At 41.4% G+C, this 25,694-nt stretch carries 19 protein-coding genes; 8 read left to right on the top strand and 11 right to left on the bottom strand.

The features are described from left to right. Positions 1 to 3 precede the first annotated feature (3 nt). Positions 4 to 2,391, top strand: coding sequence for a glycoside hydrolase family 31 protein (locus JMN32_RS12725; RefSeq protein ID WP_202856704.1), 2,388 nt, complete (start codon positions 4 to 6; stop codon positions 2,389 to 2,391). A 109-nt stretch (positions 2,392 to 2,500) separates the two neighbouring features. Beyond that, the gene (locus JMN32_RS12730) at positions 2,501 to 4,954 is read left to right on the top strand and encodes a glycosyl hydrolase family 95 catalytic domain-containing protein (RefSeq protein ID WP_202856705.1); all 2,454 of its coding nucleotides are present in this window, start codon (positions 2,501 to 2,503) and stop codon (positions 4,952 to 4,954) included. A 190-nt stretch (positions 4,955 to 5,144) separates the two neighbouring features. Here JMN32_RS12730 and JMN32_RS12735 read toward each other — a convergent pair whose 3' ends face one another. The 5 genes from JMN32_RS12735 to JMN32_RS12755 all read right to left on the bottom strand — a co-directional run bounded on the left by JMN32_RS12735 (position 5,145) and on the right by JMN32_RS12755 (position 15,545). Then, positions 5,145 to 6,815, bottom strand: coding sequence for a M1 family metallopeptidase (locus tag JMN32_RS12735; protein ID WP_202856706.1), 1,671 nt, complete (start codon positions 6,813 to 6,815; stop codon positions 5,145 to 5,147). Between the two features lie 332 nt (positions 6,816 to 7,147). Continuing rightward, the gene (locus JMN32_RS12740) at positions 7,148 to 7,489 is read right to left on the bottom strand and encodes a hypothetical protein (protein ID WP_202856707.1); all 342 of its coding nucleotides are present in this window, start codon (positions 7,487 to 7,489) and stop codon (positions 7,148 to 7,150) included. A 93-nt stretch (positions 7,490 to 7,582) separates the two neighbouring features. Further along, positions 7,583 to 10,558, bottom strand: coding sequence for a glycoside hydrolase family 9 protein (locus JMN32_RS12745; RefSeq protein ID WP_202856708.1), 2,976 nt, complete (start codon positions 10,556 to 10,558; stop codon positions 7,583 to 7,585). 185 nt (positions 10,559 to 10,743) lie between these two features. Next, entirely contained in the window at positions 10,744 to 15,048 is a 4,305-nt protein-coding gene (locus JMN32_RS12750) for a hybrid sensor histidine kinase/response regulator transcription factor (RefSeq protein ID WP_202856709.1), read from the bottom strand. Positions 15,049 to 15,257: 209 nt separating this feature from the next. Continuing rightward, on the bottom strand, positions 15,258 to 15,545 hold the full coding sequence (locus JMN32_RS12755; protein ID WP_202856710.1) for a hypothetical protein: 288 nt from the start codon (positions 15,543 to 15,545) through the stop codon (positions 15,258 to 15,260). 190 nt (positions 15,546 to 15,735) lie between these two features. Here JMN32_RS12755 and JMN32_RS12760 point away from each other — a divergent pair, with 190 nt between their 5' ends. Then, positions 15,736 to 16,752, top strand: a complete 1,017-nt coding sequence (locus JMN32_RS12760) for an ABC transporter ATP-binding protein (protein WP_202856711.1) — start codon at positions 15,736 to 15,738, stop codon at positions 16,750 to 16,752. A gap of 250 nt (positions 16,753 to 17,002) precedes the next feature. Beyond that, positions 17,003 to 17,650: an NUMOD4 domain-containing protein gene (locus tag JMN32_RS12765; protein ID WP_202856712.1), complete on the top strand. Its 648-nt coding sequence runs from the start codon at positions 17,003 to 17,005 to the stop codon at positions 17,648 to 17,650. Between the two features lie 108 nt (positions 17,651 to 17,758). Here JMN32_RS12765 and JMN32_RS12770 read toward each other — a convergent pair whose 3' ends face one another. The 4 genes from JMN32_RS12770 to JMN32_RS12785 form a co-directional block, all read right to left on the bottom strand. Continuing rightward, positions 17,759 to 18,526, bottom strand: coding sequence for an acyl-CoA desaturase (locus tag JMN32_RS12770; protein ID WP_202856713.1), 768 nt, complete (start codon positions 18,524 to 18,526; stop codon positions 17,759 to 17,761). Positions 18,527 to 18,744: 218 nt separating this feature from the next. Continuing rightward, the gene (locus tag JMN32_RS12775) at positions 18,745 to 19,401 is read right to left on the bottom strand and encodes a sigma-70 family RNA polymerase sigma factor (protein ID WP_317191777.1); all 657 of its coding nucleotides are present in this window, start codon (positions 19,399 to 19,401) and stop codon (positions 18,745 to 18,747) included. A gap of 60 nt (positions 19,402 to 19,461) precedes the next feature. Beyond that, a complete protein-coding gene (locus JMN32_RS12780) occupies positions 19,462 to 20,808 on the bottom strand; it encodes an MATE family efflux transporter (RefSeq protein WP_202856715.1) in 1,347 nt (448 codons plus the stop codon). A gap of 119 nt (positions 20,809 to 20,927) precedes the next feature. Beyond that, a complete protein-coding gene (locus JMN32_RS12785) occupies positions 20,928 to 21,479 on the bottom strand; it encodes an NUDIX domain-containing protein (protein ID WP_202856716.1) in 552 nt (183 codons plus the stop codon). Positions 21,480 to 21,613: 134 nt separating this feature from the next. Here JMN32_RS12785 and JMN32_RS12790 point away from each other — a divergent pair, with 134 nt between their 5' ends. Beyond that, positions 21,614 to 22,216 carry a ribonuclease HII gene (locus tag JMN32_RS12790; RefSeq protein ID WP_202856900.1) on the top strand — a complete coding sequence of 201 codons (603 nt, stop codon included), beginning with the start codon at positions 21,614 to 21,616 and terminating at the stop codon, positions 22,214 to 22,216. A 36-nt stretch (positions 22,217 to 22,252) separates the two neighbouring features. Next, the gene (locus JMN32_RS12795) at positions 22,253 to 23,014 is read left to right on the top strand and encodes an NRDE family protein (protein ID WP_202856717.1); all 762 of its coding nucleotides are present in this window, start codon (positions 22,253 to 22,255) and stop codon (positions 23,012 to 23,014) included. Positions 23,015 to 23,019: 5 nt separating this feature from the next. Here JMN32_RS12795 and JMN32_RS12800 read toward each other — a convergent pair whose 3' ends face one another. Both JMN32_RS12800 and JMN32_RS12805 read right to left on the bottom strand, forming a co-directional pair. Next, complete coding sequence (locus tag JMN32_RS12800) at positions 23,020 to 23,715, bottom strand: hypothetical protein (RefSeq protein ID WP_202856718.1); 696 nt, start codon at positions 23,713 to 23,715, stop codon at positions 23,020 to 23,022. 48 nt (positions 23,716 to 23,763) lie between these two features. After that, complete coding sequence (locus JMN32_RS12805) at positions 23,764 to 24,117, bottom strand: hypothetical protein (RefSeq protein WP_202856719.1); 354 nt, start codon at positions 24,115 to 24,117, stop codon at positions 23,764 to 23,766. Positions 24,118 to 24,242: 125 nt separating this feature from the next. Between JMN32_RS12805 and JMN32_RS12810 the strand changes: the two genes are divergently transcribed. Next, a complete protein-coding gene (locus JMN32_RS12810) occupies positions 24,243 to 25,190 on the top strand; it encodes a TetR family transcriptional regulator C-terminal domain-containing protein (protein WP_202856720.1) in 948 nt (315 codons plus the stop codon). 44 nt (positions 25,191 to 25,234) lie between these two features. Next, complete coding sequence (locus JMN32_RS12815) at positions 25,235 to 25,675, top strand: acyl-CoA thioesterase (RefSeq protein WP_202856721.1); 441 nt, start codon at positions 25,235 to 25,237, stop codon at positions 25,673 to 25,675. The last annotated feature ends 19 nt before the right edge of the window (positions 25,676 to 25,694 follow it).

Genomic DNA, 25,694 nt, shown 5'->3' on the forward strand with positions numbered 1-25,694 from the left:
AAGATGAGTTTTTTAAAGAGATATAGAACGATGTTGATGGCGTGCGTTGGTTTTTTTGCATGCCTGACCAGCTTTGCACAATGGCAAAACTCCGGAGTACTTAATGAACCACCTGATGTAAGCAAAGATTTTACCGATGTAAGGAACACTTACTACCTGGCTGATGACCTTACCAATTTTGATCCTAATACGGGGAAAGGAACGATACAATTTAAGAGACATAACCTAACAACCAGGCAAGCATTTAACAACATGCTAATGGGGCTGTCGCCCGTAGAGGCTAATGAATTCCCTGGAACAGAGTATGCGGCCTCACCAGAACACCCTTTCTCAGTAGAGTTTGTTTCTGCAAAAACGGTGCGTATACGTCTGACTTCCGGTCCTCAGTTTGTAAAAAGTGGTGAGTCGCTGATGTTAGTTGATGGAAAAGCAGCAGAAGACAAATCTTCATGGAAATATGCAAAAACATCGGCAGGGCATGAATACTCCAGCCAGTTTGGAAGAATTGTGATTACTGAAAAACCATGGCATATTTATATCTACGATGCGACGGGTAAATTATTGACACATACAGTTCATAAAAGTGATGTGAAGAATACCTATACACCTGTTACACCTTTTTCTTACGTACGAAAGGCCGAGGATTATTCACGTAGTATGGACGCTGCATTTAACCTTTCGCCGGGAGAAAAGATATTCGGTTGTGGAGAATCCTTCAAGGCATTTGATAAGCGTGGGCAGAAAGTGACTTTGTGGACAGACGATGCCAATGGTACTCAAAATGAAAGCATGTATAAGCCTATACCTTTTTACATGAGTAGCAGAGGATACGGTATGTTTATGCACCATTCCAGCCCTATAACATGTGATTTCGGTAAATACTTCAATGGCGTCAACAGCATGATGATCGGCGATGATGAATTGGATTTGTTTGTATTTATAGGTACTCCAAAGGAGATCCTTGACGAGTACACAGATCTTACAGGAAAAGCCCCAATGCCGCCGTTGTGGTCATTTGGTTTTTGGATGAGCCGTATCACTTACTTCTCAGAGGAAGACGGAAGAAAAGTTGCTGCCAACTTGAGAAAGCATAAAATCCCTTCAGATGTGATCCATTTTGACACTGGGTGGTTTGGCGTTGATTGGAGGTGTGATTATCAGTTTGCTACTGATCGTTTTGTTGACGCACCCAAAATGATCAAAGACCTTAACAAAGATGGGTTTGAGATATGCTTATGGCAATTGCCATACTTTACGCCTCAAAACACCCTCTTTAATGAATTGGTGGAAAATAACCTTGTAGTAAAAGATAAAAAGGGCAACATTCCTTATGAAGATGCAGTACTGGATTTCTCTAACCCACAAACGGTAAAATGGTATCAAAATAAAATTGGTAACCTTCTGGACGAAGGGGTTGCCGTGATCAAGGTAGACTTTGGAGAGGCCGCTCCTGCTACAGGTATCTACAAGTCTGGAAGAACAGGTTTTTATGAGCACAACCTGTTCCCACTTAGGTATAACAAGGCCGTGGCAGACATAACAAAGGAAAAGACGGGGCATGGATTTATTTGGGCCAGAAGTGCATGGGCCGGTAGCCAGCGTTATCCTGTTCACTGGGGTGGAGACCCTGCTACAACGAACTCAGCTATGGCTTCAACCTTGAGAGCGGGGCTTTCTTTAGGTTTGTCAGGGTTTTCATTCTGGTCGCACGATATAGGAGGTTTTGTAACAGCAACACCCGAAAATCTATATCGAAGATGGACACCATTTGGTATGCTTACCTCTCATGTGAGAAGCCACGGGGAACCACCAACAGAGCCTTGGGAGTTTGGTAAAGACTTCATGAATGCATTCAGACTGGCTGACAATATGAGATATCAGCTTATGCCATACATTTATGCTCAGGCAAAGCACTCCAGCGAGAATGGTCTACCTATGGTACGTGCGCTATTTGTTGAGTTTCCCGATGATCCCGGTTCATGGTTAGTGGATGATGAGTACCTGTTTGGTTCCGATATATTGGTAGCGCCCCTGTTTGAGGATGTGACCAGTCGTGATGTTTATTTGCCTAAAGGTGACTGGATTGATTACCAGACTGGTAAGACCTATAGCGGAGGCTGGCACCACATAGAAGCGGGTAAAATCCCTGTAGTAATGTTGGTAAAAGACGGGTCGGTGATCCCTCATATTAAACTAGCGCAATCAACTAAGGAGATGGATTGGTCCAAACTGGAACTCAAAGTGTTCAGTAAGAACAAAGGGGGAGCTAAAGGGTACATCTATCTGCCTGGAGCCGAAAAGCTGGAGACAGTTACAGTAGGAGAAGATGGAAAAGTAGTGAATGCAGCTTCTTATGGCAAAGGCGTTTCATTGCAGATCAGTGGTTTGTAGTCATTATTAGACCAATCAGTAAAGTATTAGCTGACAGGCTGTACATTGGTGTGCAGCCTGTTTAATTCTTAGACTCCTTGTATTTCGGCACATGTTAATAAGAACTAATATGGTTTTTTCTGCATCAGCATCCCTAAAGAAAGTTGGTTCCATGATACTACTTACCTTAATGGCAGGCAGCGTAGTACTGGCACAAAACACGTGGTTCAAAGCCCCAGAGAGAGGCATTACAAGCTGGAAGCCTGCACCAAACTGGGAACATGGGCTGTTAAGTGGTAATGGTACCATGGGGGCAATAGTTTTTGGAGATCCCCATGAAGAAACCATTATTTTGAACCATGATCAGTTGTATGTACCGCGAGAGCAGTCTTCCGAATTGATCAACCAGGCAGAGAGGCTTGAGGAGATTCGTGAATTGATCAAAAATGGACAATATGAAGAGGCAGCGAAGATACCTGTAGAGATAAGAAAGGCAGCAGGTTATAATGATGATCGTGACCCTTATATGCCTGCTTTTGATTTAAGTATCATGCAGGAACCCGCCAATATTCAGCAATATGTCCGGGCAACTGATTTTGAAACAGGAGAAGCCATAACTACATGGAAGGATGATGTGGGTAAATTTCAAAGGAAGCTGTTTGTATCCCGGGCTGACAGTATCATAGTACTATCAATTAAAGCAGATAGTCCAATAAACTGTAAGGTCCAATTTGACAACAGGCCGGTGGAGTGGAATCAATGGTCATTTGTGAATGAGCATATCGATGAAATGACTGCTGAAGCTGAGGGTATGTGGTTGACTTATAAAAGCAAGTTTAAAAAGAAAAATAAAGGAGGCCTGGAAGGGTACGAAGGGGTTGGGAGAATTATACTTTCAGGAGGCACTGCAAAGTCCGATGGGAAGTCAATTGAAATATCGCAGGCTGATGAAGTTCTGATATTGATTAAGATCAGGCCTAACTATAACTATGAACAATCCTTAATTCCTCAAATTAAAGAAGAATTATCAGGAATGGGAGGTAGTTATGGACAGTTACTTGAGCAGCATAAAACCATACATGCCAAAATATTTAACCGGGTGCGACTCAGCTTATCGAGTAAAGCGGAAGATAAGCGCTTACATACTGAAGAAATATTATTGAGGGCCAAAGAGGGTGATGTACCCCTGGCATTAATAGAGAAAGTGTTTGATGCAGGTAGGTACAATATTTTGAGCAGTACCGGAATGAACCCTCCCAACCTTCAGGGGATATGGAGTGGTACCTGGACCCCTGCATGGTCTTCCAGCTTCACCCACGATGGCAACCTGCCTTCAGCTATGTCTGTAGTGATGCCCGGTAATATGCCGGAACTGATGAAATCTTATGTGCAATACCACCAGCGGTATTTGGAGGATTATAAGGAAAATGCAGAGAAGCTGTTTGGAACGAGAGGGATTAACTTACCCGTACACACCACCACGGAAGGATGGCCTACTGACTTTAATGAGATCTGGTGCCTTACCCTTTGGACAGGAGGTGCTGCATGGGCTGCAGACATCATGTATGATTATTACCTTTATACACTAGACAAGGATTATCTGGCAAAATATGCCTATCCCTGGCTAAAACAGGTGGCCTGGTTTTATGAGGATTTTCTGTATGAGGGCGCTAATGGGAAATATGTATTCAACCCTTCATACTCACCGGAAAACAATCCACGGAATAGCTCCTCTCAGGCGGCTCTTAATGCTACCATGGATGTAATGCTCGCCAAGCAAGTGCTAAGTAGTGTCATTGAAGCCGGTGAAGTATTAAAAGAAGATAAAAGCCAGTTAAAGAAGTGGCAGGAAATGCTGGACAAGCTGCCCGGATATGAAGTAAACCAAGAAGGCGTACTTAGGGAATGGATCTGGCCAGGATTCGAAGATAATTACCGCCACAGGCACGTTTCGCAGCTCTACAGCTTGTATAACCACAGAGATGCAGATATAATTGAAAATGAGATGTTAAGAAAAGGAGCAGTTAAGCTGATTGAGAAGAAGTTAGAGTTCAGGAGAGAAGAAGGAGGAGGGGAAATGGCATTCGGCCTGGTACAGTTAGGGCTTAGTGCAGCGCACTTGGGAGAGGCAGGGCAGGCAGAAGAAGCCGTGAACTGGCTTAGCAGTCGGTACTGGTCCGCTGGGTTTGGCTCATTTCATAATGTTGGTGCCTTATTGAATACTGACATAAGTGGCGGCCTTCCGGCAGTGATCATACATATGCTTGCTTACAGTGGAGGTAACAATTCAATTTATTTGCTTCCTGCATTACCTGAAGATTGGAAAACAGGGAACATTACCGGAATATCGTTAAGAAACAGAATTACACTTACTGAGCTCAAATGGAATGAGCGTGAAGTGCTTGCTACTCTTGAATCACACTTAAAGCAGGGAGTAAAAATAAAACTCCCGGGTGGAGTAGAGGAAGTTTACCTGTTAAAAGGGGCTGAAGAAATTAAGTTAAAAGTTACCAACAGGGAAATTAAAGTTGACCTGCCAGCCCAGACTGGAACAAAATTGCGGCTGATAATGAAAAAGCAATAGAAGACAATAAAAAAAGGCCGTTTGAAATGGCCTCTTTTTATCACTTACTTTCCTGCTGATTTTAAGTTCGCTTGTTCCCTCTACTTCCCTACTTCCCAGCCGAGTCTCTCGCAGATCTCGCAGAGGACTCGGCGTCCATCCGGAGGAACAACACTCACTTTCGGAATGAGCCTCATCCACTTAGAAAGGCTTATTTCCCGGGTTTCACCTCACTATACCTACCCATTACATTCAGTTCACCCACATAAAAGTTAGGATCCACTTTAACCTCAAAGCCTTCGGGTAAACCTTCCAACGTATTCCAGGTGGTGGTTGGCTCTAGCCATTTTACTTCATCATTGATGTATAATTTAACAGGCATATTAAAACCATAAACAGCATTGTTCCACCGGTACATAAGGTTATTGCCTTTTTTTCTGTATTCCAATGTAGGTATTTTGGTGTTTCGCAGATATTGATCAAAGAAAGAAGACAGATCTCTTCCTACATGTTTACTCAGGTAGCTTTCAACCTGCTGAGTTGTTACTACTTGATGGTAAAAGTCCTTATTCAGACCACGGAGGATACCACGCCATTTCTCATCATCGTTAACGATCTGCCTCAGTGTGTGAAGCATGTTCGCACCTTTGTAGTACATATCTCCCGAACCATGATGACTAACATTATAATGACCTATGATAGGTCTATCATTCTGAATGGCTGATCTTGTGCCCAGAACATAAGCAGCACTGGCTTCTTTGCTATTATGGTAGTTAAGGAAAAGGTTTTCAGAATATGCCGTGAATGACTCATGGATCCACATGTCAGCAACATCTTTATCCGTAATGTTGTTGGCAAACCACTCATGGCCCGATTCATGGATAATGATAAAATCAAAAGTAAGTCCCCAGCTCGTACCACTCAGGTCATTGCCTTTATAACCGTTTTGGTACCCATTGCCATAAGTCACAGCGCTTTGGTGTTCCATGCCAAGGTATGGTACTTCAACTAGTTTGTAGCCATCTTCATAGAATGGGTAAGGTCCAAACCAGTATTCAAAAGCTTCCAATGTTCGCTTTGCATCTTTAAACTGTTCTTTGGCTTTTTCCAGGTTATAGCTCAGTACATAATAATTACAGTCCAGTTTGCCCTTTTCTCCATCATAAACTTCACTAAAATGTGCATAATCTCCGATGCTGATATTAACACCATAGTTATTGATAGGGTTGTTGACCTCCCAATGATAAGTTTTGGTTTGAGCCTTTTTGTTGTGATCTACTTTAACCAATCTCCCATTGGACACATCCATTAGGTTTTCAGGTACAGTAACGCTAACCTTCATATTCTCAACCTCATCATAAGGATGGTCTTTACAGGGCCACCAAACACTTGCACCAATTCCTTGATTAGCGTTTGCAATAAAATGGTTGCCATTTCTATCCTTTTGCCAGGTAAGACCACCATCCCATGGAGGTCTTTGGGCGATTATCGGAGAACCATCGAAATGTACTATTACTTCGTTCACACTTCCTTCATGTTGCTTTTCGACCAACTTTACCCAAAATACATTGCCTTCTCTTTTAAAGGTAAGATCCTTACCACTTTGCGTGATTTTAGTGATCTTCATGGGTTCCTGAAGGTCAATCTGCATTACATTGTTAGGCCTAAGTACCCTGTAGCGGATAGTGTTTTTACCACTGATAGTTTTGTTTTCAGGGTCAACCTTTACATTAAGGTGATAAAATGTAAGATCCCACCACTCGCGCTCTGGAGTAATGGAGCCCTTTAACGTATCCTGCCTTGTAAACTTTGTGGTTTTCTGAGCAAATGACATGGTCGCTATGGCTACTAGAATGAAGGTAAAAAAAGCTCCTCTATGCATGATCAAATGTTTTAGTGTGGTTTGAATATACAAAGTGCCTTTTATGTGTGCCAGAAGTAAGTTTGAAAAACTTTTTACTGGTATTATTTTAGTTTGAAAGGTCGGCTAACTATGGAGGTTGTTAAGATTGTATCAGAGGGTAAGCTACGAAGAAGGGCAAGGACTCGCTGATTGTCAGTAATATCCTTGCTCGATATTAAAAAAGTAGATTTTGAGAGCTCTTAATATATGTACTTAAGTTTGGGTGTTTGTATTAATGATGTACATGGCATTGATAAACATATTTCCGAACAGGGCTTTGTTGAGTTGCCTGATGCTATATTTTTCTATTCTCATAAGTAGAACCCCAAGGTTGTGTAAGTGAAAAGGATAGGGGAAAAGCGGCTCCAGATCTCAGCATCAATATCCCAGTTGTTGTCCGGCACATCCAGTATACTTTCAGCATAGCAGTTATCGAACCATTGAGGGGCATGCCTACTTATTCCGCGTAGCTGAATGGCATTACCACATTCATGGACAAGCCGCCCATTCGAAATACTTAACTTGGCATTAATACCTACCTGCGATCCGGCAGGGTATTGGGCCAATGAATCGAAATTGAATATGGACACCAGCAAGAAGATGATAAGGAGGAACTTTCGTGTTGAAGTCTTGAAAATCCAGCTATGTTTCATACAGTAATTGATTTATGTGCATGTGATGATCGACACCATCTATTGTATTCTTATAAAAGAAAGAGTGACCACCACACGCCACATGCCCGTTGGTTATTGTCTTACTACTTTAAAAGTATTTGTTGACTTGTCTGTTACTACCCGAATGATGTAAGTGCCCTTGGTACCCTTGCCAAGGTTCACTTTGTTTTCATTCGTAATTTTGTTGGTAGCTATTTTGCGTATCAATATTCCGGTAGGGTCATAGACATAAATGTTAGAAACCGAAGCGGGGTCTGCAATATAAATGATGACCTCATCCTGAGAAGGGTTTGGGTAGGCTAGTATTAGCCCAGGGTCTTTTGTCTCATTAGCTAAGCCTCTCGTCATTTCCCGTGTGGCTACGCCTTGTGCTGATTTTGCCTCAAAGTGTGACCATGGAAATGAACCCTGATAGTAAACAATGTATTGCCCATTCACTTTGGCTGGCAGGTTGTTAGACCAGGCGTTGGTATAATCTTGCCCATTGATCTCAATTTTTTCCATGTTCCAGGAATTGATGTAGCTTATATCGCCAGAAATGCTATAACAAAACTCACCAGCACCTTCTTTGGTGAAAGGTAATGAAACAGCAACCGGAGAATCACAGGCACTACCACCACCTTCTTCTTCAAATGTTGCTGTTACTGTTTTATTGGTTGACATAACAAGTGTTGCAGGATTTGCTATGCCGCTAAGATCTCCAGACCAACCAGTGAAGGTGTAACCTGCATTCGGAATGGCAGTTAAGGTAACTTCTGTGTTTGCATCATAAATTCCACCTACAGGACTTAATTGAATGCTTCCCTGTCCATTGATAATGGTGGTTAGCGCATATTCTTCAGGAGTTGTGTCCGTGGTAACCGTAACCTCGCTGCTGGCGGTATAACCACCATCTTCTGTAGTTGCCGTAATAGTAGCCGCCCCTTCTGTCAGGCCTGTTACCAATCCATTTGTATTGACCGAGGCTACGGCAGGGTTGCTTGAAGACCAGCTTACAGCTTTGTTATTGGCATTGGAAGGAGATACAGAAACTTGCAATTGAGCTGTTTGATTGAGATTGATTGAGATTGCATTGGGAGCTACACTTACACCTGTAACGGGAATGTCATTGGAGCCATTGCCTGGAGTTTCTCCAAAGACCAGTTCACCATCCACATACATGGGTATAGTTGTAACCTCCTGTAAGGTGCTGTTAACACCTTGAAAAGACCAGTCATTCGTGGGGTCCCATGCCGATGCCGGAGCTTCATAGGGTAGCCTGATACGCATTTGAGCCTCCTCTTTAGACTCTCCCTGGCCTGCAGGAAATATTTTGATATCAGGGTTGAAGGTGACTTCAGTAAAATAAACGTTGTTACTGGCGTCCCAAAGCTGTAGCTGAGTGTGGCTTACTACACTGGAGTTATTTGTAGAAACAACGTAGTCGGAGGCACTGTAACCTGCTGCTATACCTTCAGAAATATTTATAAAGAGGCGAAACTTGACCTCAGAAGGAATTCTTGTAGGCCATGCAGTGTGGTTAAGTGCCCATACGGCCCATTCTGTATGCGTACTACCCTGAGCGTTGACCTTGGCCTCTATAAGATATTCTCGAGTAGGAGTCTCAAGCACAGGGAAGTTGGTAAGAGCCGAGCCCCCATAACTTTCTACCAAGGCCGCCAAGGCACCGGAAAACCCGGAATTATAGTCGCAGGCAACCTCATTGTTGATATAGTTGGAGCGATCATCTTCATAACTGTCATCACTATTAGGTCCGCCCACCAAAGCCCCATAAAGAATATGGCGAGTTTGTACAGGAGGTCCATTTTGATTGTTCGCCCAAGCGCCATGAGCCGTCCGGTGATGTGGGTTTTGTGGGGCATTTGTTCCAAACCCTACCACATAACTGCTGTTTCGGGGGTTATCACCCAGGGCATAGTTGATCTGGCTAATAGCAAAATTGCGATACTTTTGAGCCTTGGAGGCTGAAGTAGCCTGATCGGCATAGTATAATGCTAGAAAGCTGGTATTAGCAGCATAGCGAAGAGCACCCCAAACATCTAGGTATGCCAGGCCACCGGATGTATAATTAACCCTTTCTCCATTATAGCCGTCTGTCCAGTAGTCAAGGTGTCTTTCTGCATCTGCCTTGTATTGTGCTTTGCCGATAAGTTTAGCCAACAATATGTAGCAGCCGTAAGACTTGTCATCCCATGCAAGTCCCCATTTGTACGATTTTATAGAGCTTTGAGGTTCACTACTGAGGTTGGCATAGTAGTTTTCTGCTTTTTGAAGATAGCTCATGTTACCAGTAGCTCGATACAGCCATATGGCTCCCCAGACAAGTTCATCATTATAGCCACTAAAGGAACGGTAGTAACTACCTGCATCAGCAATAGATTCAGAGTAAATTCCCCTGTAGTTATCAGCAAAATCATAAAGCTGTATGGCATGTTCCAGCAATGTTGCACTATATGTAGGATCATCGTTCTGAAAAACAATACTTGCAGCAGCCATAGCTGCAGCGGTTTCTGCTGCCAGGTCAGAGCCAGGCTGATTAGCGTCAATTTTGTATGCAGGCCTTTGCATGGGCATGATTTCAGCCGAGCCCCACCAGGCATGGTCTAGACCGCCATTACCAACCTGTCCCCATAATTCATTGGGAGCGGTATGGCACTTTATAAAATAATCATTAACCCACCTGAGGTTTCTTTTGAGATATGACAATTGACCAGCGGCGGTGTAGCCACTTTCGAAATCGATGGCTCCCCAGGCCAGTGCCGTAGCAGAAAATGCCATTGGGAAGTTGAACTTTACATGATCTCCGGCATCATACCAGCCACCCCTCAGATCAAGGCCTACATCCGAACCATCATTGAGTGCAGAGTTTCCTCGCCAGCTGACCCGGTTATCGGGCAGTAACTCGCCGGACTCCTGACACTCATAAAAAAACATCGATTTCTGTAATGCTTCGGCATAATTATAATCCTGAGCATTCAGTTGCAGGATACAGGTGAACAACAGCAAAAGTGCAATGCTGCTTACCGGTATGTTACTTGCATTGGTCATAGCAGTAAGGTTTAAGTTGAAAATAAATAAAGGAGTGTTGATGCCTCACATCATGAAGCATCCAAAAATAAAGTTAACCTCTTGCTGCATTGACAACTTTGACTATAATATCAAATCCATGTACTCATGATCCGGTGTGATTATTGTCTCATATATGAGACTATTGTAGCATTAGCGAGTTTTAATTAATGACTGTTTATATATTCTGAGGGAGGACAGGAGTACATTTCTTTGAAGCATTTGGTGAAATACCCAGGGTCACTGAATCCTACTTCATAAGCTACCTGCGAAATACTGAGATCATTACTTTTAAGTAGTTGACATGCCTTTTTGAGTCGGATATTTCTGATAAGGATGCTGACAGAAAGTCCTGTAAGACCTTTAACTCTTTTGTATAACTGAGATCGACTCAAGCCCATCATTTCGGCAAGTCTTTCTGGGCTGAAGTGCTCATCAGCCAAATGCTCATGGATAACTTTTAGAAGCCCATTCAAAAAGCTTTTGTCCTGCACGCTTTGAGGGGCAATATCCAGCGATTCGAAATTAGTGTCATCGTCCAGTTTACTTTTTAATGCTTGATTTAAGGCGAGTACGTTTTTGATCCGTGCCTTCAGCAGGAGCATATTAAAAGGTTTGCCGATGTAGTCGCTAGCTCCTGTTTGTAAACCTTCCAGTTCATGTTCGTTTGAAGTATGTGAGGTGAGCAGAATTAAAGGCAGGTTTCTTAGAGAAGGAGTACTTTTTACCTTGTGGCATAGTTCCAGTCCGTTCATCCCGGGTAGCATCACGTCAGCAATAATCAGATCGGGGTAGATTTTTGGAGCCATTTCAAGGGCCATTTCAGCAGAGTCCGTTCCATATACAATGTATTCATGCTGAAGGTTCATTTTTAAATACTTCCTAAGATCATCATTATCTTCAACCAATAGTAATATTGACCGCCCCACAAGTACATCAGGGTTCGCGTCTTTTTCCCAAGGTACGTTTTCTTCAAGTGATTCTTTTGGGACTCTTTCAGCAACAGTTTTTTTAACTATTTCATTAGGAGAGTACCTCTCCTTATATACAGGGAGCCAAATGACAAATCGGCTTCCTTCCCCAGGTTTACTTTGTACTTCAATAGTGCCGTGATGATGTTCAATCAATTGTTTGGTCAGTGTTAAGCCAATGCCTGATCCTTGTTGGTGACTTTGTACTTTAAAAAACTTTTCGAATATTTTACTATGGTGTTCTCTGGCTATACCAGATCCATTATCTGAAACTATTAATTTGATGAATTTACTATGCGGTGAAGTCTCCTTGATGTTAGCAGGACATTCAGGATGGTTTTGATCTGTAATTAATAACTGAAGTGAAACCTTTCCTGCTTTTGGAGTAAATTTAAGTGCATTAGATAAAAGGTTCATTAAAGCCTTTTCAAGAATATCGCTGTCGAAAAAAACCGCCTCTGATTCTTTATTGCATGAAAAACGAAGTTCAGTTTCGCGCAGGCTGGCAGAAAATGAGAAGGTTTCAATAATTGACTGACAAAAGTTGACAATATCCTGCTTACTGACTGCAAGTTTGATCTGGCCTGCATCTATTGCTGATATGTCCAAGACCTGGTTAACCAACTTTAACAATCTTTGAGAGCTTGATCTGACTATTTTGAAATGATCGTCTTGTTCAGCATCAGTCATTTTGTCCCTTTCCGTGATTAACTTGTTGACGGGGTCAAGGATTAAGGTCAGTGGGGTACGAAGTTCATGAGATATGCTGGTAAAAAAATTTAGCTTCATCATATCAACCTCATGTGCCTTTTTGGTTTCTAAATTTTGAAATTCCAGTCTGCTTTTAAAGCGTTCTTTGGCTATTACAACTTGTTTGTAGTAATAAATTAAAGCCAACAAAATGCCCATATAAAGAATATATGCCGGTATGGTTTTCCATATTGGAGGAAGGATGCTGATGTCTAAGACCCTTACATTTTTGTTCCATATTCCATTGCCGGAGGCAGCCATTACTTTAAAAGAATATTCTCCCGGAGGAAGGTTAGTGTAAGTAGCCTCTTTTCTGTTTTTAACATAGTTCCACTGAGAATCAAAGCCTTCTAAGATGTAGGCGTATTGTACTTTTTCGGGAGTTTTAAAGTCTAGGCCTGAAAACCGGAAGGAAACCATGTTTTGGTCATAATCCAGACGCAAGTGCGTGGTTTGGTCAAGTGTATTTTCTAAAGGAGCCTGTCCGGGGCTGATAGGTTCATTAAATAGTTTTAAACCTGTAAACTTGATAGCTATACCTGATGTATCTCCCTTAATGCTTTGAGGAAGGAAAGTAGTTAGTCCATTGATGCCACCAAAGTAAAGAGTACCTGACCATCCCTTATAGCATGCACCAGGAAAAAACTCATTGGATTGCAAACCGTCAAGGACGTCGTAGTTAGAAAAGGTGCCTTCATTAGGGGTGAATTTGGCCAAGCCACGATTGGTGCTTATCCATAAATTATTTCGGCTATCTTCAAGTATGCCATGTATGGTGTTGTTAGGTAACCCGTCTTTACAAAAGAAGGTGGAGAACCTTGTAGTTTCCTTGTTAAACAAATTGAGTCCATTGTCGGTACCTATCCAGAGGTTTCCGTGGGTATCTTCTAAAATGGATCGTACATTATTGTGACTTAAGTTTCTGTTTTCCTTGGTGTAACTAACAAAATTATCAGTCCCAGGCCTTAAAACGCTAAGACCAAATACGCTGCCTACCCAAACATTTTGAGCTCTGTCAATATAAAGTGTGTATACCCAGTCGTTGGATAATGAATTTTGCCAGTTGAGGTAATCAGCGTTATAGCTTTTGAAAGTTTCACTATTCTTATCAAAAACACTTACGCCATGACCATGGATTGCAATCCATAGCTTCCCATTTGTATCTTCTTCAATGGCTCTTACGTCGTTTCCACTAATGGTTTCCGGGTTATTTGGGTCATGTCTATAGGTTATGAAATTATTTTCTTTTGGGTTGAACATCTGTAGACCTCCTTCATAGGTGCCAACCCATATGTTATTGTCCGAGTCTTCAAATATTTCGAAAACGGTGCCTTTTCCTAAACCACCAGGTACATCCGGTTCATGGGCTAAATGAGTAACCTCATGGGTTACCGGGTTGTAAATATCCAGCCCCATGGTGTAATAACCTACCCAGATATTACCCTTACTGTCTTCGAGGACACTGGATACACTGGTTTTAGATAGTGCTCCGGACATATCAGGATAGTGTTTGAGATGAGTGAAAGGGATATTGCCAAGAGTAAGGTTGATACCTCCCTGGGTACAACCTACCCAAATATCCTTGTGCTTGTCTTCGAAAATGGCCTTAACTGCAGTGGATGAAAGACTATACTTGTCATTTATCCGATGTTGATATCGGGTAAACTTCTTTTCAGTTTTATTGTATCTGCAAAGACCATAGCTATCCCCAACCCATAATGTGCCCCGGCTGTCCACTATAATAGACTCAATATTTGAAGAGTTTCCCGGTAACTCATGACGAAGGAATTTTCCTGATTGAGGATCATATTGACTCAATGTTCCGCTTCTTGTACCAATCCATAAACCCGCATTATCCAGGGCCAGGCTGGAAACCTCATTGTTACCGATGCTTTGACTGTCATCTGCATCATGTTTGTAAATGTCTAATCTATTTGTTTTAGGGTTGAAATAGCCAAGCCCCTCCGTTTCATAACCTATGTAAAGGTTGCCAATACTATCAGCTTGCAAAGCCCTGATATGGTCAGCCGTGGCTTTCGAGCCTGAGTATTTAAGAATGATGGCTTTATACAACTCCTGTTCTTCATCAGTAAGGGACCTTTCCAGAGCTCTGAATAGTGCCCTTTCATTTTGGAATTCCTCTCCAATTAGCGTGGCAACATTGGTAATAATGTGGGTAGGTACTTGTGTCGCTTTAAGACTATCAATCGTTTGCGGGAAAATACTTACAGTAATTTCATGAAAATAGCGTTGGAATTTGTTCCGTTTTCGATCATACAGGTTAAGCCCCATAATCGTTCCAACCCAGAGATTTTTATCAGCATCTTCTGTTATGCTGGTAACATAGTGGTTGCTGAGTGTGCCAGGATTATATATTTCCGATTCAAAACTGATGAAGGTGCCACTTTTTTCATCGTACCGGCTTAAACCGTTGTTTTGGGTGCCAATCCATAGTTTTCCCTGATGATCAACAAATAAAGCACTGATGTAATTATCACATAGAGAAAGCGAATCATCGGGATCATTTCGAAAGACCTTGAAGGAGTGCCCATCAAAACGATTGAGACCATCCGTCGTACCAATCCATAAAAAACCATCCGGAGTTTGTGCAAAGCAGGTAGCTTTACTACTGGATAACCCTGATTCGCTGTTATACCTTTTGAATTTTAATTCCTTATGTTGGGCAGAAGAAACGGATGTCCCGAGGCTCAGAAGGGCAGCCACAAACAATAATATTTTTTTCCAATACATATTACCTTGTTATTAGCCAACCAGAACCAATATACAAATTCACATTTGAGATGAGTAGAACTGATGGTTAATCAGGTAGTATGGAGATGTACCTTATAATAATAAAATGGAAGTATTAATCAATATTTGTGAAGGTTTGCTGATGAGGCTGTCATAGTTAGCCTTTCCATAGTAACTCGTATACAATAAATATGAACACAGCTTAAAATTTAAAAGCCGAAGAAGGTAAGCGCTGCCCATATCAGCATAATCGAGATTAAGCCTGAGAGTACAAGCACCAGGGCCTTACGCCTTATATCTGCCTTTCTTAGCTCAACCATTTTATCATTAATGCGCTGTAACTGCTCCGGTGTAGCTTTTTTGAAGGTCCATTTTTTACTCTTATTAGAGGAGTAAAATGAGTTTTTCCTCTTTTCAAAACCTGAACCGCTGTTTAACATTGCCCTGTTTTGTTTCAGGGATTTATTCATTGCATCAAGTGCTCCGCCGCCGCCCATAGACATATTTTTTTAGTAAGACAAAAAACTGCTTTAAGCAAATTTTAAAATTGCTATAATCACTAATATAAAGAAAATCAATGATTTGTGATTGTAAATTGATATTTCTTTCAGTTAAAGTAAGCACGCTAAATATTTCACCATTCACCTCAGGTCAATTGTTAAACGGTATGTTGTCTTATATTTGTGCATGTCATTTCTTAGATTAACCAACGTGTCCAGGAAGTATCCCGGGCAAAATTTAGCTGCGGTGAATGATATATCCTTCGAGCTACAGAAAGGGGAGATACTTTCGATAGTTGGAGAAAATGGGTCAGGCAAAACCACACTTCTGAAAATCATTGGAGGCGTTGAAGATACCGATGGTGGTGAAGTAAGGTTGTTGGGGGAGCTGGTTACAGGGCCAGCATATAACTTGGTGCCGGGGCACGCTGAAATAAAGATGTTGGCACAAGACCTCAGACTTATGCCTAAACATACTATTATAGAGAATATAAGTTACAACCTTCGAGGGTATGTTCAGGAGTTTCAGGATGAAAGGTTGGAGTATCTCATCAGCCTGTTTAGGTTACAGGGGCTGGAAAACAAAAGGCCAGCCCAACTTTCTGGAGGTCAGCAACAACGCGCGGCCCTGGCTAGTGCTTTAGCAGAAGAACCGGCTTTACTTTTGCTTGACGAGCCATTTAGCAGCCTGGATATTATGCTGAAAGATGAAATCCGGCATAAGGTGATCCGTCAGGCCAGGGAGGATGGAGATACATTGATATTTGTGACACACGAAGTAAAGGATGCTCTGTCTCTTTCGGATAAAGTTGCTGTTATGAAGGCTGGAAAAATTGTGCAGATGGATAGGCCGCAGGCTGTATACGAGCAGCCTCGGGATGAGTATGTCGCCTACTTATTTGGTAGCGTTAATTTACTGTCAGCTAATGATCTCTTTAGGGCTTTCCCGGAATTAAAGAAAAACAAAGACTTGCACTGGAACGATAAAGTCTGTTTTCGCCCGGGGAAGATTTCTATTTGTGCTTCCGAAACAGGTATAAATCACGGGTTGGTTATAGGCGCTGATTATATGGGAGATACATACGAACTTGAGGTTGAAGTGGAAGGAGTTGTTCTTAAAGTAAACTCAAAGAAATGTTATCAGCGAGGAGATAAACTTGGTATTTATATTCACCCTGATGATATTCATGTTCTGGAAGAATAATAACTGTTGTTGACAAAGTAAACCCTTATACCTCAATTATTAACGTTAAAGTTAAGGTCATGAGACAGGATATGTATCAGGGTCAGCTTGAGATAGTTTCTGCAAAACCAAACATTTATGAAGAATTTTTGGATATATACCGTCAATTTTGCATTGATTGAGGTATGATTGCTCATAAAATGCTCCTAAATATATGATTTTTTCATTATGAGGTTTATGTTTACATATCGTAAACAAAACCTACTGAACCTTGTACCCATATCAAATTAAATCTCTCGAAGATTTACCTGAAGAGGAATGGAAACCTCTTAAAGACTTTGAAGACTATTATGCGGTTTCCAATCTAGGCAGGATTAAATCTCTCGACCGCTACGTTAAACATAAAAGTGGAAAGCCTTTATTAGTACCCTCAAGGGTATTGAGTCAAACAGTTTATAAGTACTATAATAAGTTTACAAAGGACCATACATATGCTCTGCGAGCGGCTATTTCCAAAGAAAATAAGCGTCACGACATACAGGTAAGAAGAGTAGTATACCAGGCATTTGTCGGGGAACTTGACCCTAAACAGTGTGTAATCAACATTGACCATGATGGTTTTAATAACCGGGTGGAAAATTTAATGATGGTGCCGATGTCCGTGAAGCAGAAGCGTGTAACTGATAATAACCGTACCCTGTCATATCTTTCCTATGCAGACCGAAGCACTTTTAAAAAAATCGGTGGAAATAGACGGAAAGTAGGAAGGTATAACCGTAATGGTGATTTGGTGAAAGCTTATGATAGTATTGCAGAAGCTTCCAGAAGATCAGGCTTCCTTTATGATCATATTTTGGATGTTGCTAAAGGAAGAAGACCTCACTATAAAGGTGTTGTTTGGAAATACATGCGTAAATGAACAGTGCTTTCTGGCATGTCGCCCGTGTTTGCTTAAAACCGGTGTAAAACAAAACATCCGCAACTTGAATAAAGCTGCGGATGTTTAAATGATTTATTAAGCGACTGTCTAAGCGGCTTTTTTCATTTCACTAAGCTGTACTTCTTTATTTTTGACCAGCTTTATAATACCTACTTTATCAAGTAGTTTGATGACCTGATAGGTGGGGTCTATTTCATGCCACCTTACACCGAAATTAGCTCGGTCTCCATGCTTGTGGTGATTGTTATGATAGCTTTCACCCATCATGAGAAAGTCTATCGGTAGGAAGTTTTTAGAGGTATCACCCACCTTGAAGTTGGTATAGCCGTACTTATGGGCGAACCAGTTGATGATGGCACCATGAACAGGCGACATTAGAAACTGGATGGGTAGCAGTAGCCATAACCACCATACTGTAGCAAACTGCCAATAGACAAATACATAGGCCGCGCCCCACATGAGGCGTGAAACCCACGAACGAGCAAATTTGTCGAATGAAGACCATTCAGGTATATCACGAGTGAAACGATCATCTACTTTTATAGTTTTATTGGTGATCCCTGAGTAAATGGTTTTTGTTTTCCACATCATCTTAAACAAGCTTTCATCGTACTTGGGAGAGTGTGGGTCATTGGGAGTATCTGCGTATGCATGATGCATACGGTGCATGATGCCATAGCCATAAGCGCTTAGGTAATTAGACCCCTGAAATATCCAGGTAAGCACAAAGAATACCTTTTCCCATGTTTTACTCATGGTAAATGATTTGTGTGCTGCATACCTGTGTAAAAAGAAGGTCTGAAAGAAAAGTGACAAATACCAGTGCGCGATAAAGAAGATAAGTACTACTTCCATTAGGTTTCTAATTATTAAAAATTTTCAATAGTTGCCAGAGGTTGCTTTATGCCTTGATTTAGTTTCTATTGAACTAATAGGGTAGAATCGAAATATGATGACTACCTAAGACTTCATACAACCTCTTTTTTATAAAGACAGTAATGCATGTAGTTTGTGACAAAAAAGAATATATTTTTTTGAGGGAGACATTATCTGCTCTTTTGAAGTGGCGAAGATTAACTAAGGGAGTTGCTGAGTTTTAGGTTAATCTCTCTTTTTACATCTTTGATGAAGTCTGCAGGCGATCCGAAATTACAGGCATTTTTAAAATTATCCAGAATGGAAGGACTGGAAGCTCCCATTTTTACCTTTCCGGTCTCTTCCGACAATTTACCTTTAGCTCTGCTAAAAAGCTGTCGGCAATTTTCTTTTTTCTTATCAAAGATGAGCTGAAGTTCCTCATAATCAAAGTCGAACAATTCCCTCAACACAAAAATACCTTTTTCCAGAGGTTCCAGCTTTTTATGAACGACATTGAGCGCAGCGGAAATTTCATTTTCCATATCAAACCTAAAGAACTCTTTTTCTTTATACCAGTCGATCAACTCAGAAGGACTTAAGTTTTGAAGGCATTCATCTTTTTTTCGTCTCAGGGCATCGAGGTGATTAATACAATTGTTGGTTACCGCTTTGATGAGGTAAGCTTTTGTATTTTCTATCTTCTCTGTATTAGCACTAAGCCATTTAAGAAACGTATCCTGAACAATATCTTCTGCATCAGCAATTGAACCCACCATTTTTAGGGCGATTTGCTGGAGCAGCGGCTGATATAATGCTATGGCCTGACTTTGATTCATTACCACAAAGGTACGATGTATAGTAATACAACTCACTAAACTTGTCAGGATTAATTGTACTCCTTTTGATGTTTTGAGTGTTGATCAAAGTTGTTCCTAACTCCTTGCCGATAGTCGTTTGGTAAGAAAGTTAAACCGCCAGAACATAACTACTGCTACTATTGACAGACCTATGAGGAGTCCATACCAAACTCCCTCGGCGCCCATTCCTTGTTTGAAACCAAGGTAATAACCCAAAGGCAGAGCAAGTACCCAGTAGGCAATGAATGTTAGGGCGGTAGGTATTTTCACATCTGCAAGGCCACGTAATGCCCCTAAACTAACTACCTGTACACCATCTGAGATTTGGAAGAAACCAGCAATGATCAGCAGGTGAGCTGCGGTTTGTATTACTGTTTCATTATCAATGTATAATGATGGGAGAAAGTATCTTCCTGTGATAAAAATAGTAGCACAAGCAGCCATGAATACGACCACCATACCGTAAATAGTAAATGCTGCTGCACGCAGGGAAGGGATATCTTTCTGTCCTAACTGGTTGCCTACCCTTACGGTGGCTGCTGCGGACAAGCCTGAAGCCATCATATAGCTGATGGCTGCGAGGTTAATGGCAATCTGATGAGCTGCAAGAGCTTCGGTACCAATCCAACCGATCATGATTACGGCGAATCCAAAAGCACCAACCTCAAATATAAACTGAAAGCCTGCCGGTAGCCCTAGGCTTAACAGCTTCCTTAGCATCATTTTGCTGTATCGGCCAATGGCAAACCCAGGCCTGTAAGCTTTGAAGTTGTGCCCCGTATAGATGTATGCAGCAATCCAGAGGGCAAGAATGATCCGTGAAATGAATGAAGCCCATCCGGCACCGTTTAACCCCATGGGCTCCAAGCCTAACTTACCATATATGAATATATAGTTTAGTACTACGTTGATCAGGTTAGATCCAATGACAATGATCATAGCCTGCTTAGTGTACGACAGCCCCTCGGCAAACTGCCTGAAAGTTTGGAAAAGCATAAGCGGGATTAGTGATAGGGTAACAATGTTAAGATAAGGCAAAGCCATAGCTACAACATCTTCCGGCTGATTCAAATAGAATAACCCTTGCCCCCCTATCGAGATGATTATAAACAGTACAATACCAGTTATGGTATTGATAAGTAGAGCATGCTTTAATAGTTCTCCGGATTTTTTCTTGTCATTGGCACCGTCTGCCGCTGCTACCAACGGCGTTACCGCATAGGATACACCAATGCCAAACATCAACAGCAAATGAAAAATAACATTGGCCAGAGAAGCCCCTGCCAGTGGTAAGGCACCAAGCTGACCTACCATAACACTGTCGGCTACATTGACCATCATATGGCCCAGTTGACTTAACATAACGGGGTATGCCAGAAAGAAATTCTTCTTTAGATGCTCTGTGTAGTTTTGTTTGGTCATTTGTTTTTGGTAGCCCGGTATTTGTAAAGGGGTGAATAACACTATTCAGAGGTGATGGGTAATGCACCTTCTAAGAATCAATGATATACGAAAGGCTAAAGCCTTTTGTTTGGAAAATGTCAGTATCCTTTCATTCGGGCGACCTTTAATATGCCTGCTACACTCATACTATCGGTTATTTTCTGGTCCATTACCATATGCAATACCTCTTCAAAAGGAAGTTTTTTAAGAAGAAGGTCAGACTCAGATTCTTCAAGCTGCCTTTCGCCGGGTGTGAGATCAGTAGCCAGAAATATCAGGCCTTCTTCATCTGTTACTGAGTTGGATGTATGGAATCTCATAATCATTTCCCAATTGCTGGCAGTTAAACCCGTTTCCTCTTTTAGTTCTCTCTGCGCTGCGGCAAGTACATCTTCATGCATAGGGCCCCCACCTTCAGGTATTTCCCATGAATATTCATTGAGGGTATATCTGAACTGACCTACAATCCATGTATTGTCTTCCTCATCCAAAGGGATAATCCCAAGAGCTTTATTTTTGAAATGTACCTTGCCATAAATGCCCTTTCCACCACCAGGGTTTATAATTTGGTGTTCTTCCACATTGATCCAGGGGTTGTCATATTTCTCTTCAGTAGATAGTGTCTGCCAGGGATTTTTAATTTCTTCCATGCTGCAAAACTATTAAATCCGAAGATCGTATTTAGAGAGAGTTTATTTTTATTTCAAATTAGGCACAATTTGTAATGGAAGGTAAATTTCAATTACTCCTTGAGTAATTGAAAAGGAAAGTTATTTTTGTGGGTATGCTCCTTTCATATTTTTCAGATAGTAAGCTAGAGGCCGGATGTGATGAGGCGGGACGTGGCTGTTTGGCAGGTCCTGTTGTTGCTGCAGCGGTTATTTTGCCGCGAGATTATAAACACGCTGAACTCAATGATTCTAAGCAGTTGCCCAGGAAAAAGCGAGAAGCCATAAGACTGGAGATTGAAAAGGAGGCCATTGCCTGGGCGGTATCTTTTGTTGATAATTATGAAATTGACAAAGTAAACATCCTAAATGCTTCATATCTTGCTATGAATCGAGCAGTAGATCAGCTTAAAAGTGTTCCGGAATTATTACTAATTGATGGTAACCGGTATAAGCCCCATAACGACATTCCGTTCGAGTGTATTATTAAAGGAGATGGCAAATATTACTCCATAGCAGCAGCTTCAATATTGGCTAAAACTTACCGGGATGAGTATATGTGTAAGATTGCAGAGCAGCATCCCGAATATGACTGGCATAGTAATATGGGGTATCCTACCACAGCCCATCGTGATGCTATACGAGTCCATGGGCTTACTGATTTTCACCGGAGGTCATTCAGGCAGCTGCCGGAGCAATTAGAATTATTTGAACATTAATTAACAAGGTCTTTTACTGGCGACCTGCATAAACATATGTGTCTGATATTATTTGCATATAAAACCCACCCTAAGTATAAACTTGTAGTGGCAGCTAACCGAGATGAGTTTTATAGTCGTCCGACAGAACCTGCTATGTTTTGGGAGGATAAGCCTTTAATATTGGCAGGGAAAGATCTAACAGCAGGAGGAACCTGGATGGGAGTCAGCAAGCAGGGAAAGATCAGCATGCTCACCAACTACCGTGACCTGAAAAATATTAAGCAAAATGCTCCCTCCAGAGGGCATTTAGTGTCTGATTTTCTTGAAAATGAAGTGAGTGCCTATGATTACCTGCAGCGGATAGCTAAGAATGGTAATCAATATAATGGGTTTAACCTAATTTGTGGAACAGTAGATGAACTCTATTATTATGGTAATTATAAGGCTGGGATATATCCCATCACTAGCGGGTATCATGGTCTTAGTAATGCATTGCTCGATACTCAATGGCCTAAGGTAGACAAAGGGATGAATAAGTTGAGGGAAGTATTAAAAGCCGTGAATATTGACCCAGGGCATTTGTTTGAGTCTCTTTATGATGATATTAAGGCCCCTGAACATTTATTGCCAGACACTGGGGTCGGCATTGAAAGGGAAAGTATGCTCTCTCCGATGTTTATCAAAAGCCCTGATTATGGCTCACGGTGTTCTACAGTGCTTTTGGTTAGTAATGACAACGATGTCCGGTACCTGGAACGCACTTATAATACCACAGACTTTAGCTATATTGACAGAGCTTATGAGTTGACAGTGTAACGTAGTTACCACCCTCTTTCTTTTGCTTGTTCCTTTAGCATAATGAACGCTGCTTTATTCTGACCGTCATAAGTTCTTAGACCCAGAGTCCTTAAGAATTCAATAAATTTATTTGCAGTGAGGCCATATGGACCAGCCAGTTGTTTGGCATCTTCAAGAGAAACATCATGGAGCCGTACCCAGTTTACTAGGGGTATCTGGGAGGCATGAGCGTCCCATGCCTGAAAAAACTGACAAACAAACTGAGCTTGTATCTGTTCGGAACTGGAGCAGGGGCTACTTGAGGGATATCCTACTTCCTGTAGGTATATCAGTTTATTTTTGAAAATTAAAGTTAGAGTGGCCAGGTCATTTGCAGGCACTTGCGGATTCTCTATTTCAAAGGTATTCTTTATGGGATAGTAGGTTACTCCCAATACATCCACAACATCAGCCAATGCAGTAAATACTCCGGCATCACTGAGGGGGCCATGAGTTAACCCTTTGTGAGTGGCAGTGAAACCTATTTTTAATCCTGGATATTGAGTGCCTGCGTAGTTGTTGATCTCCGAAAGGAAGGCCCCGTAATCACTCCGGAAATCAGGGTGCTCATTGCTGGTGTCATAGCCATCTATTTCATTGCCTACCTGGAGAGAGGTAAGCTTGTTATAATCAATTTTTGTAAATACGAAGTCTATTAGTGCCTTGAATCTACTTATCAAATCAGGATCACTAAATCAGGTAGTTTCGAGGTCTTTCGGTACAGTTTTTCATGTTAAGTCAATGGGCCGGATAGTTAGCCAGAACTTTAGGTTATTAGCCTCTATAAAACTATTGAAAGATGCCAGAGAGCCGAAGGGGTCTTCGTATGTCATGGGTTGCGGCTCCAGGCTTGTCCATAGTAAGTGCACACCAATGAAATCAATTCCTGCTTCTTGCGAAAGGGCGAAGTTGTTGAAAAAATCGCTTGACGAGGTTTCATCCAGCAGGTCCATGCCTATTAAACGGTTCCGCTTTGGGATACTTGTAGCAATACATTCTGTTGATTGAGGACTTTCACCGTCATCGGATGAACAACTAATAATAGAAATCAAAAACAGCAGGAGATAAATAACTTTTTGCATGAAACGAAGATATACTGATTGTGGTAACTAAATTTATAAAGAAATGGCATACTTATGCAAATAGACATATTTGCGATTAATCATATCTTTTCTTATTTTTGAGACCAACCGGTCGGTCTTTTGTTATGGGATTACAAGAATTATCTACGAGAGAAAGGATTATACAGCAGTCTGCAGAACTGTTTAATACTTATGGATACCATGGTTGTTCCCTCAGTCATATTATGGAAGCTACCCAGTTAAAGAAAGGTGGCATATATAATCATTTCAAAAATAAGGATGAGATTGCCGTTGAAGCTTTTAGCTATAACTATAACCGGGTACTGAAGAGATTTAGAGAGAGATTGGATCGGGACGAAACCTCTTTCGAGAAGCTTAATTCCGTGATAGATGTTTTTGTTTCTCTCATTGAAGACCCTATGGTAAAAGGGGGAGGCTGTCCGATATTTAATACAGCCATGGACTCAACAAACACTCACCCTGAGTTAAAAGAAAAGGCTAGGGAGGGAATAAAGGGACTGACCAAATATGTGGAGATTAAGCTGAAGGAAGGAATAGATGCTGGTGAGTTCAGGCTCGATACCGACGTTAAGGTTACGTCTACACTTTTAATTGCCACTTTAGAGGGAGCAATAATAATGTCGAGGGTAAATGACAATTATGGATGTATTGAGTTGGCTTCAAGTTACCTTAAAAACTATATCAAGGAAAAAATTCTGGTATCTAACGGGACCTCAGAGGGAGTCGTGGTTGAAGTATCTGATAATTACCCAAGTCATTTGAACTCTGCCAAAGCTACACTTTGGAACTTCTTAAAAGAAAAACAGCTTGAAGGGCGTGATTTTCGTAAGCACTATCCCATAGGTGATAATGTTTTGGATTTTTATTGTGTTGAGGAGAGATTGGCCATTAACCTGGATGAAAAAGAGAAGTTGAAAGCTGACGAGTCTGGTAATGACTTAGACAGTTTTGGTATCAAGATGTTGAGGTTTAGAAATATTGATATCTTTCAGAATATCAAGGTTGTTCTTGATGAAGTAAAGGCCAGCTTTAATAATACGGGCTCATCATAAACAAAATTTTTTACTTACAAGCAGACCGAACGGTCTTAAAAACTATGCGGAAATACACAACACAATTTGAAGTGAAATGGTCTGATGTGGACCCTAATATGCATATGAGGCACACCGTCTATCTGGACTATGCAGACCAGACTCGGATAAGATTTTTTAATGATCATGGGCTGCCTTTTAATAAACTTCAGCAATTGGGTATTGGACCTATAATATTTGGTACTCAAACTGATTTCAAAAGAGAGGTTATGCTTTCTGAGAAAGTAACGCTGGACTGCCACTTGATAGAGCTTTCTCCTAATGGTAGAAAGTGGATTATCAAGCACTATGTGTACAAGGAGGACGGTACAGTTGCTGCGGAATTGACTTATAGAGGTGCATGGCTTGATCTGAGAGCAAGGAAAGTGGTAGCTCCGCCAGAAGAGATAGCTGCTGTAATGAATAAAATGGAAAAAACTGAGCTTAAAGAACCCGTGGCTGGTTAGCCGATAAAACTGATCAAAA

Source organism: Fulvivirga marina (genome assembly GCF_016775155.1).
Classification (GTDB): Bacteria; Bacteroidota; Bacteroidia; order Cytophagales; family Cyclobacteriaceae; genus Fulvivirga; species Fulvivirga marina.

What these genes read in the sequence shown, in the direction of transcription:
- JMN32_RS12785 (WP_202856716.1), bottom strand. Translation starts at nt 21,479, where the DNA reads ATGGAAGAAATTAAAAATCCCTGGCAGACACTATCTACTGAAGAGAAA.
- JMN32_RS12740 (WP_202856707.1), bottom strand. Translation starts at nt 7,489, where the DNA reads ATGAAACATAGCTGGATTTTCAAGACTTCAACACGAAAGTTCCTCCTT.
- JMN32_RS12810 (WP_202856720.1), top strand. Translation starts at nt 24,243, where the DNA reads ATGGGATTACAAGAATTATCTACGAGAGAAAGGATTATACAGCAGTCT.
- JMN32_RS12805 (WP_202856719.1), bottom strand. Translation starts at nt 24,117, where the DNA reads ATGCAAAAAGTTATTTATCTCCTGCTGTTTTTGATTTCTATTATTAGT.
- JMN32_RS12770 (WP_202856713.1), bottom strand. Translation starts at nt 18,526, where the DNA reads ATGGAAGTAGTACTTATCTTCTTTATCGCGCACTGGTATTTGTCACTT.
- JMN32_RS12815 (WP_202856721.1), top strand. Translation starts at nt 25,235, where the DNA reads ATGCGGAAATACACAACACAATTTGAAGTGAAATGGTCTGATGTGGAC.
- JMN32_RS12780 (WP_202856715.1), bottom strand. Translation starts at nt 20,808, where the DNA reads ATGACCAAACAAAACTACACAGAGCATCTAAAGAAGAATTTCTTTCTG.
- JMN32_RS12730 (WP_202856705.1), top strand. Translation starts at nt 2,501, where the DNA reads ATGGTTTTTTCTGCATCAGCATCCCTAAAGAAAGTTGGTTCCATGATA.
- JMN32_RS12790 (WP_202856900.1), top strand. Translation starts at nt 21,614, where the DNA reads ATGCTCCTTTCATATTTTTCAGATAGTAAGCTAGAGGCCGGATGTGAT.
- JMN32_RS12795 (WP_202856717.1), top strand. Translation starts at nt 22,253, where the DNA reads ATGTGTCTGATATTATTTGCATATAAAACCCACCCTAAGTATAAACTT.
- JMN32_RS12745 (WP_202856708.1), bottom strand. Translation starts at nt 10,558, where the DNA reads ATGACCAATGCAAGTAACATACCGGTAAGCAGCATTGCACTTTTGCTG.
- JMN32_RS12725 (WP_202856704.1), top strand. Translation starts at nt 4, where the DNA reads ATGAGTTTTTTAAAGAGATATAGAACGATGTTGATGGCGTGCGTTGGT.
- JMN32_RS12760 (WP_202856711.1), top strand. Translation starts at nt 15,736, where the DNA reads ATGTCATTTCTTAGATTAACCAACGTGTCCAGGAAGTATCCCGGGCAA.
- JMN32_RS12750 (WP_202856709.1), bottom strand. Translation starts at nt 15,048, where the DNA reads ATGTATTGGAAAAAAATATTATTGTTTGTGGCTGCCCTTCTGAGCCTC.
- JMN32_RS12755 (WP_202856710.1), bottom strand. Translation starts at nt 15,545, where the DNA reads ATGGGCGGCGGCGGAGCACTTGATGCAATGAATAAATCCCTGAAACAA.
- JMN32_RS12735 (WP_202856706.1), bottom strand. Translation starts at nt 6,815, where the DNA reads ATGCATAGAGGAGCTTTTTTTACCTTCATTCTAGTAGCCATAGCGACC.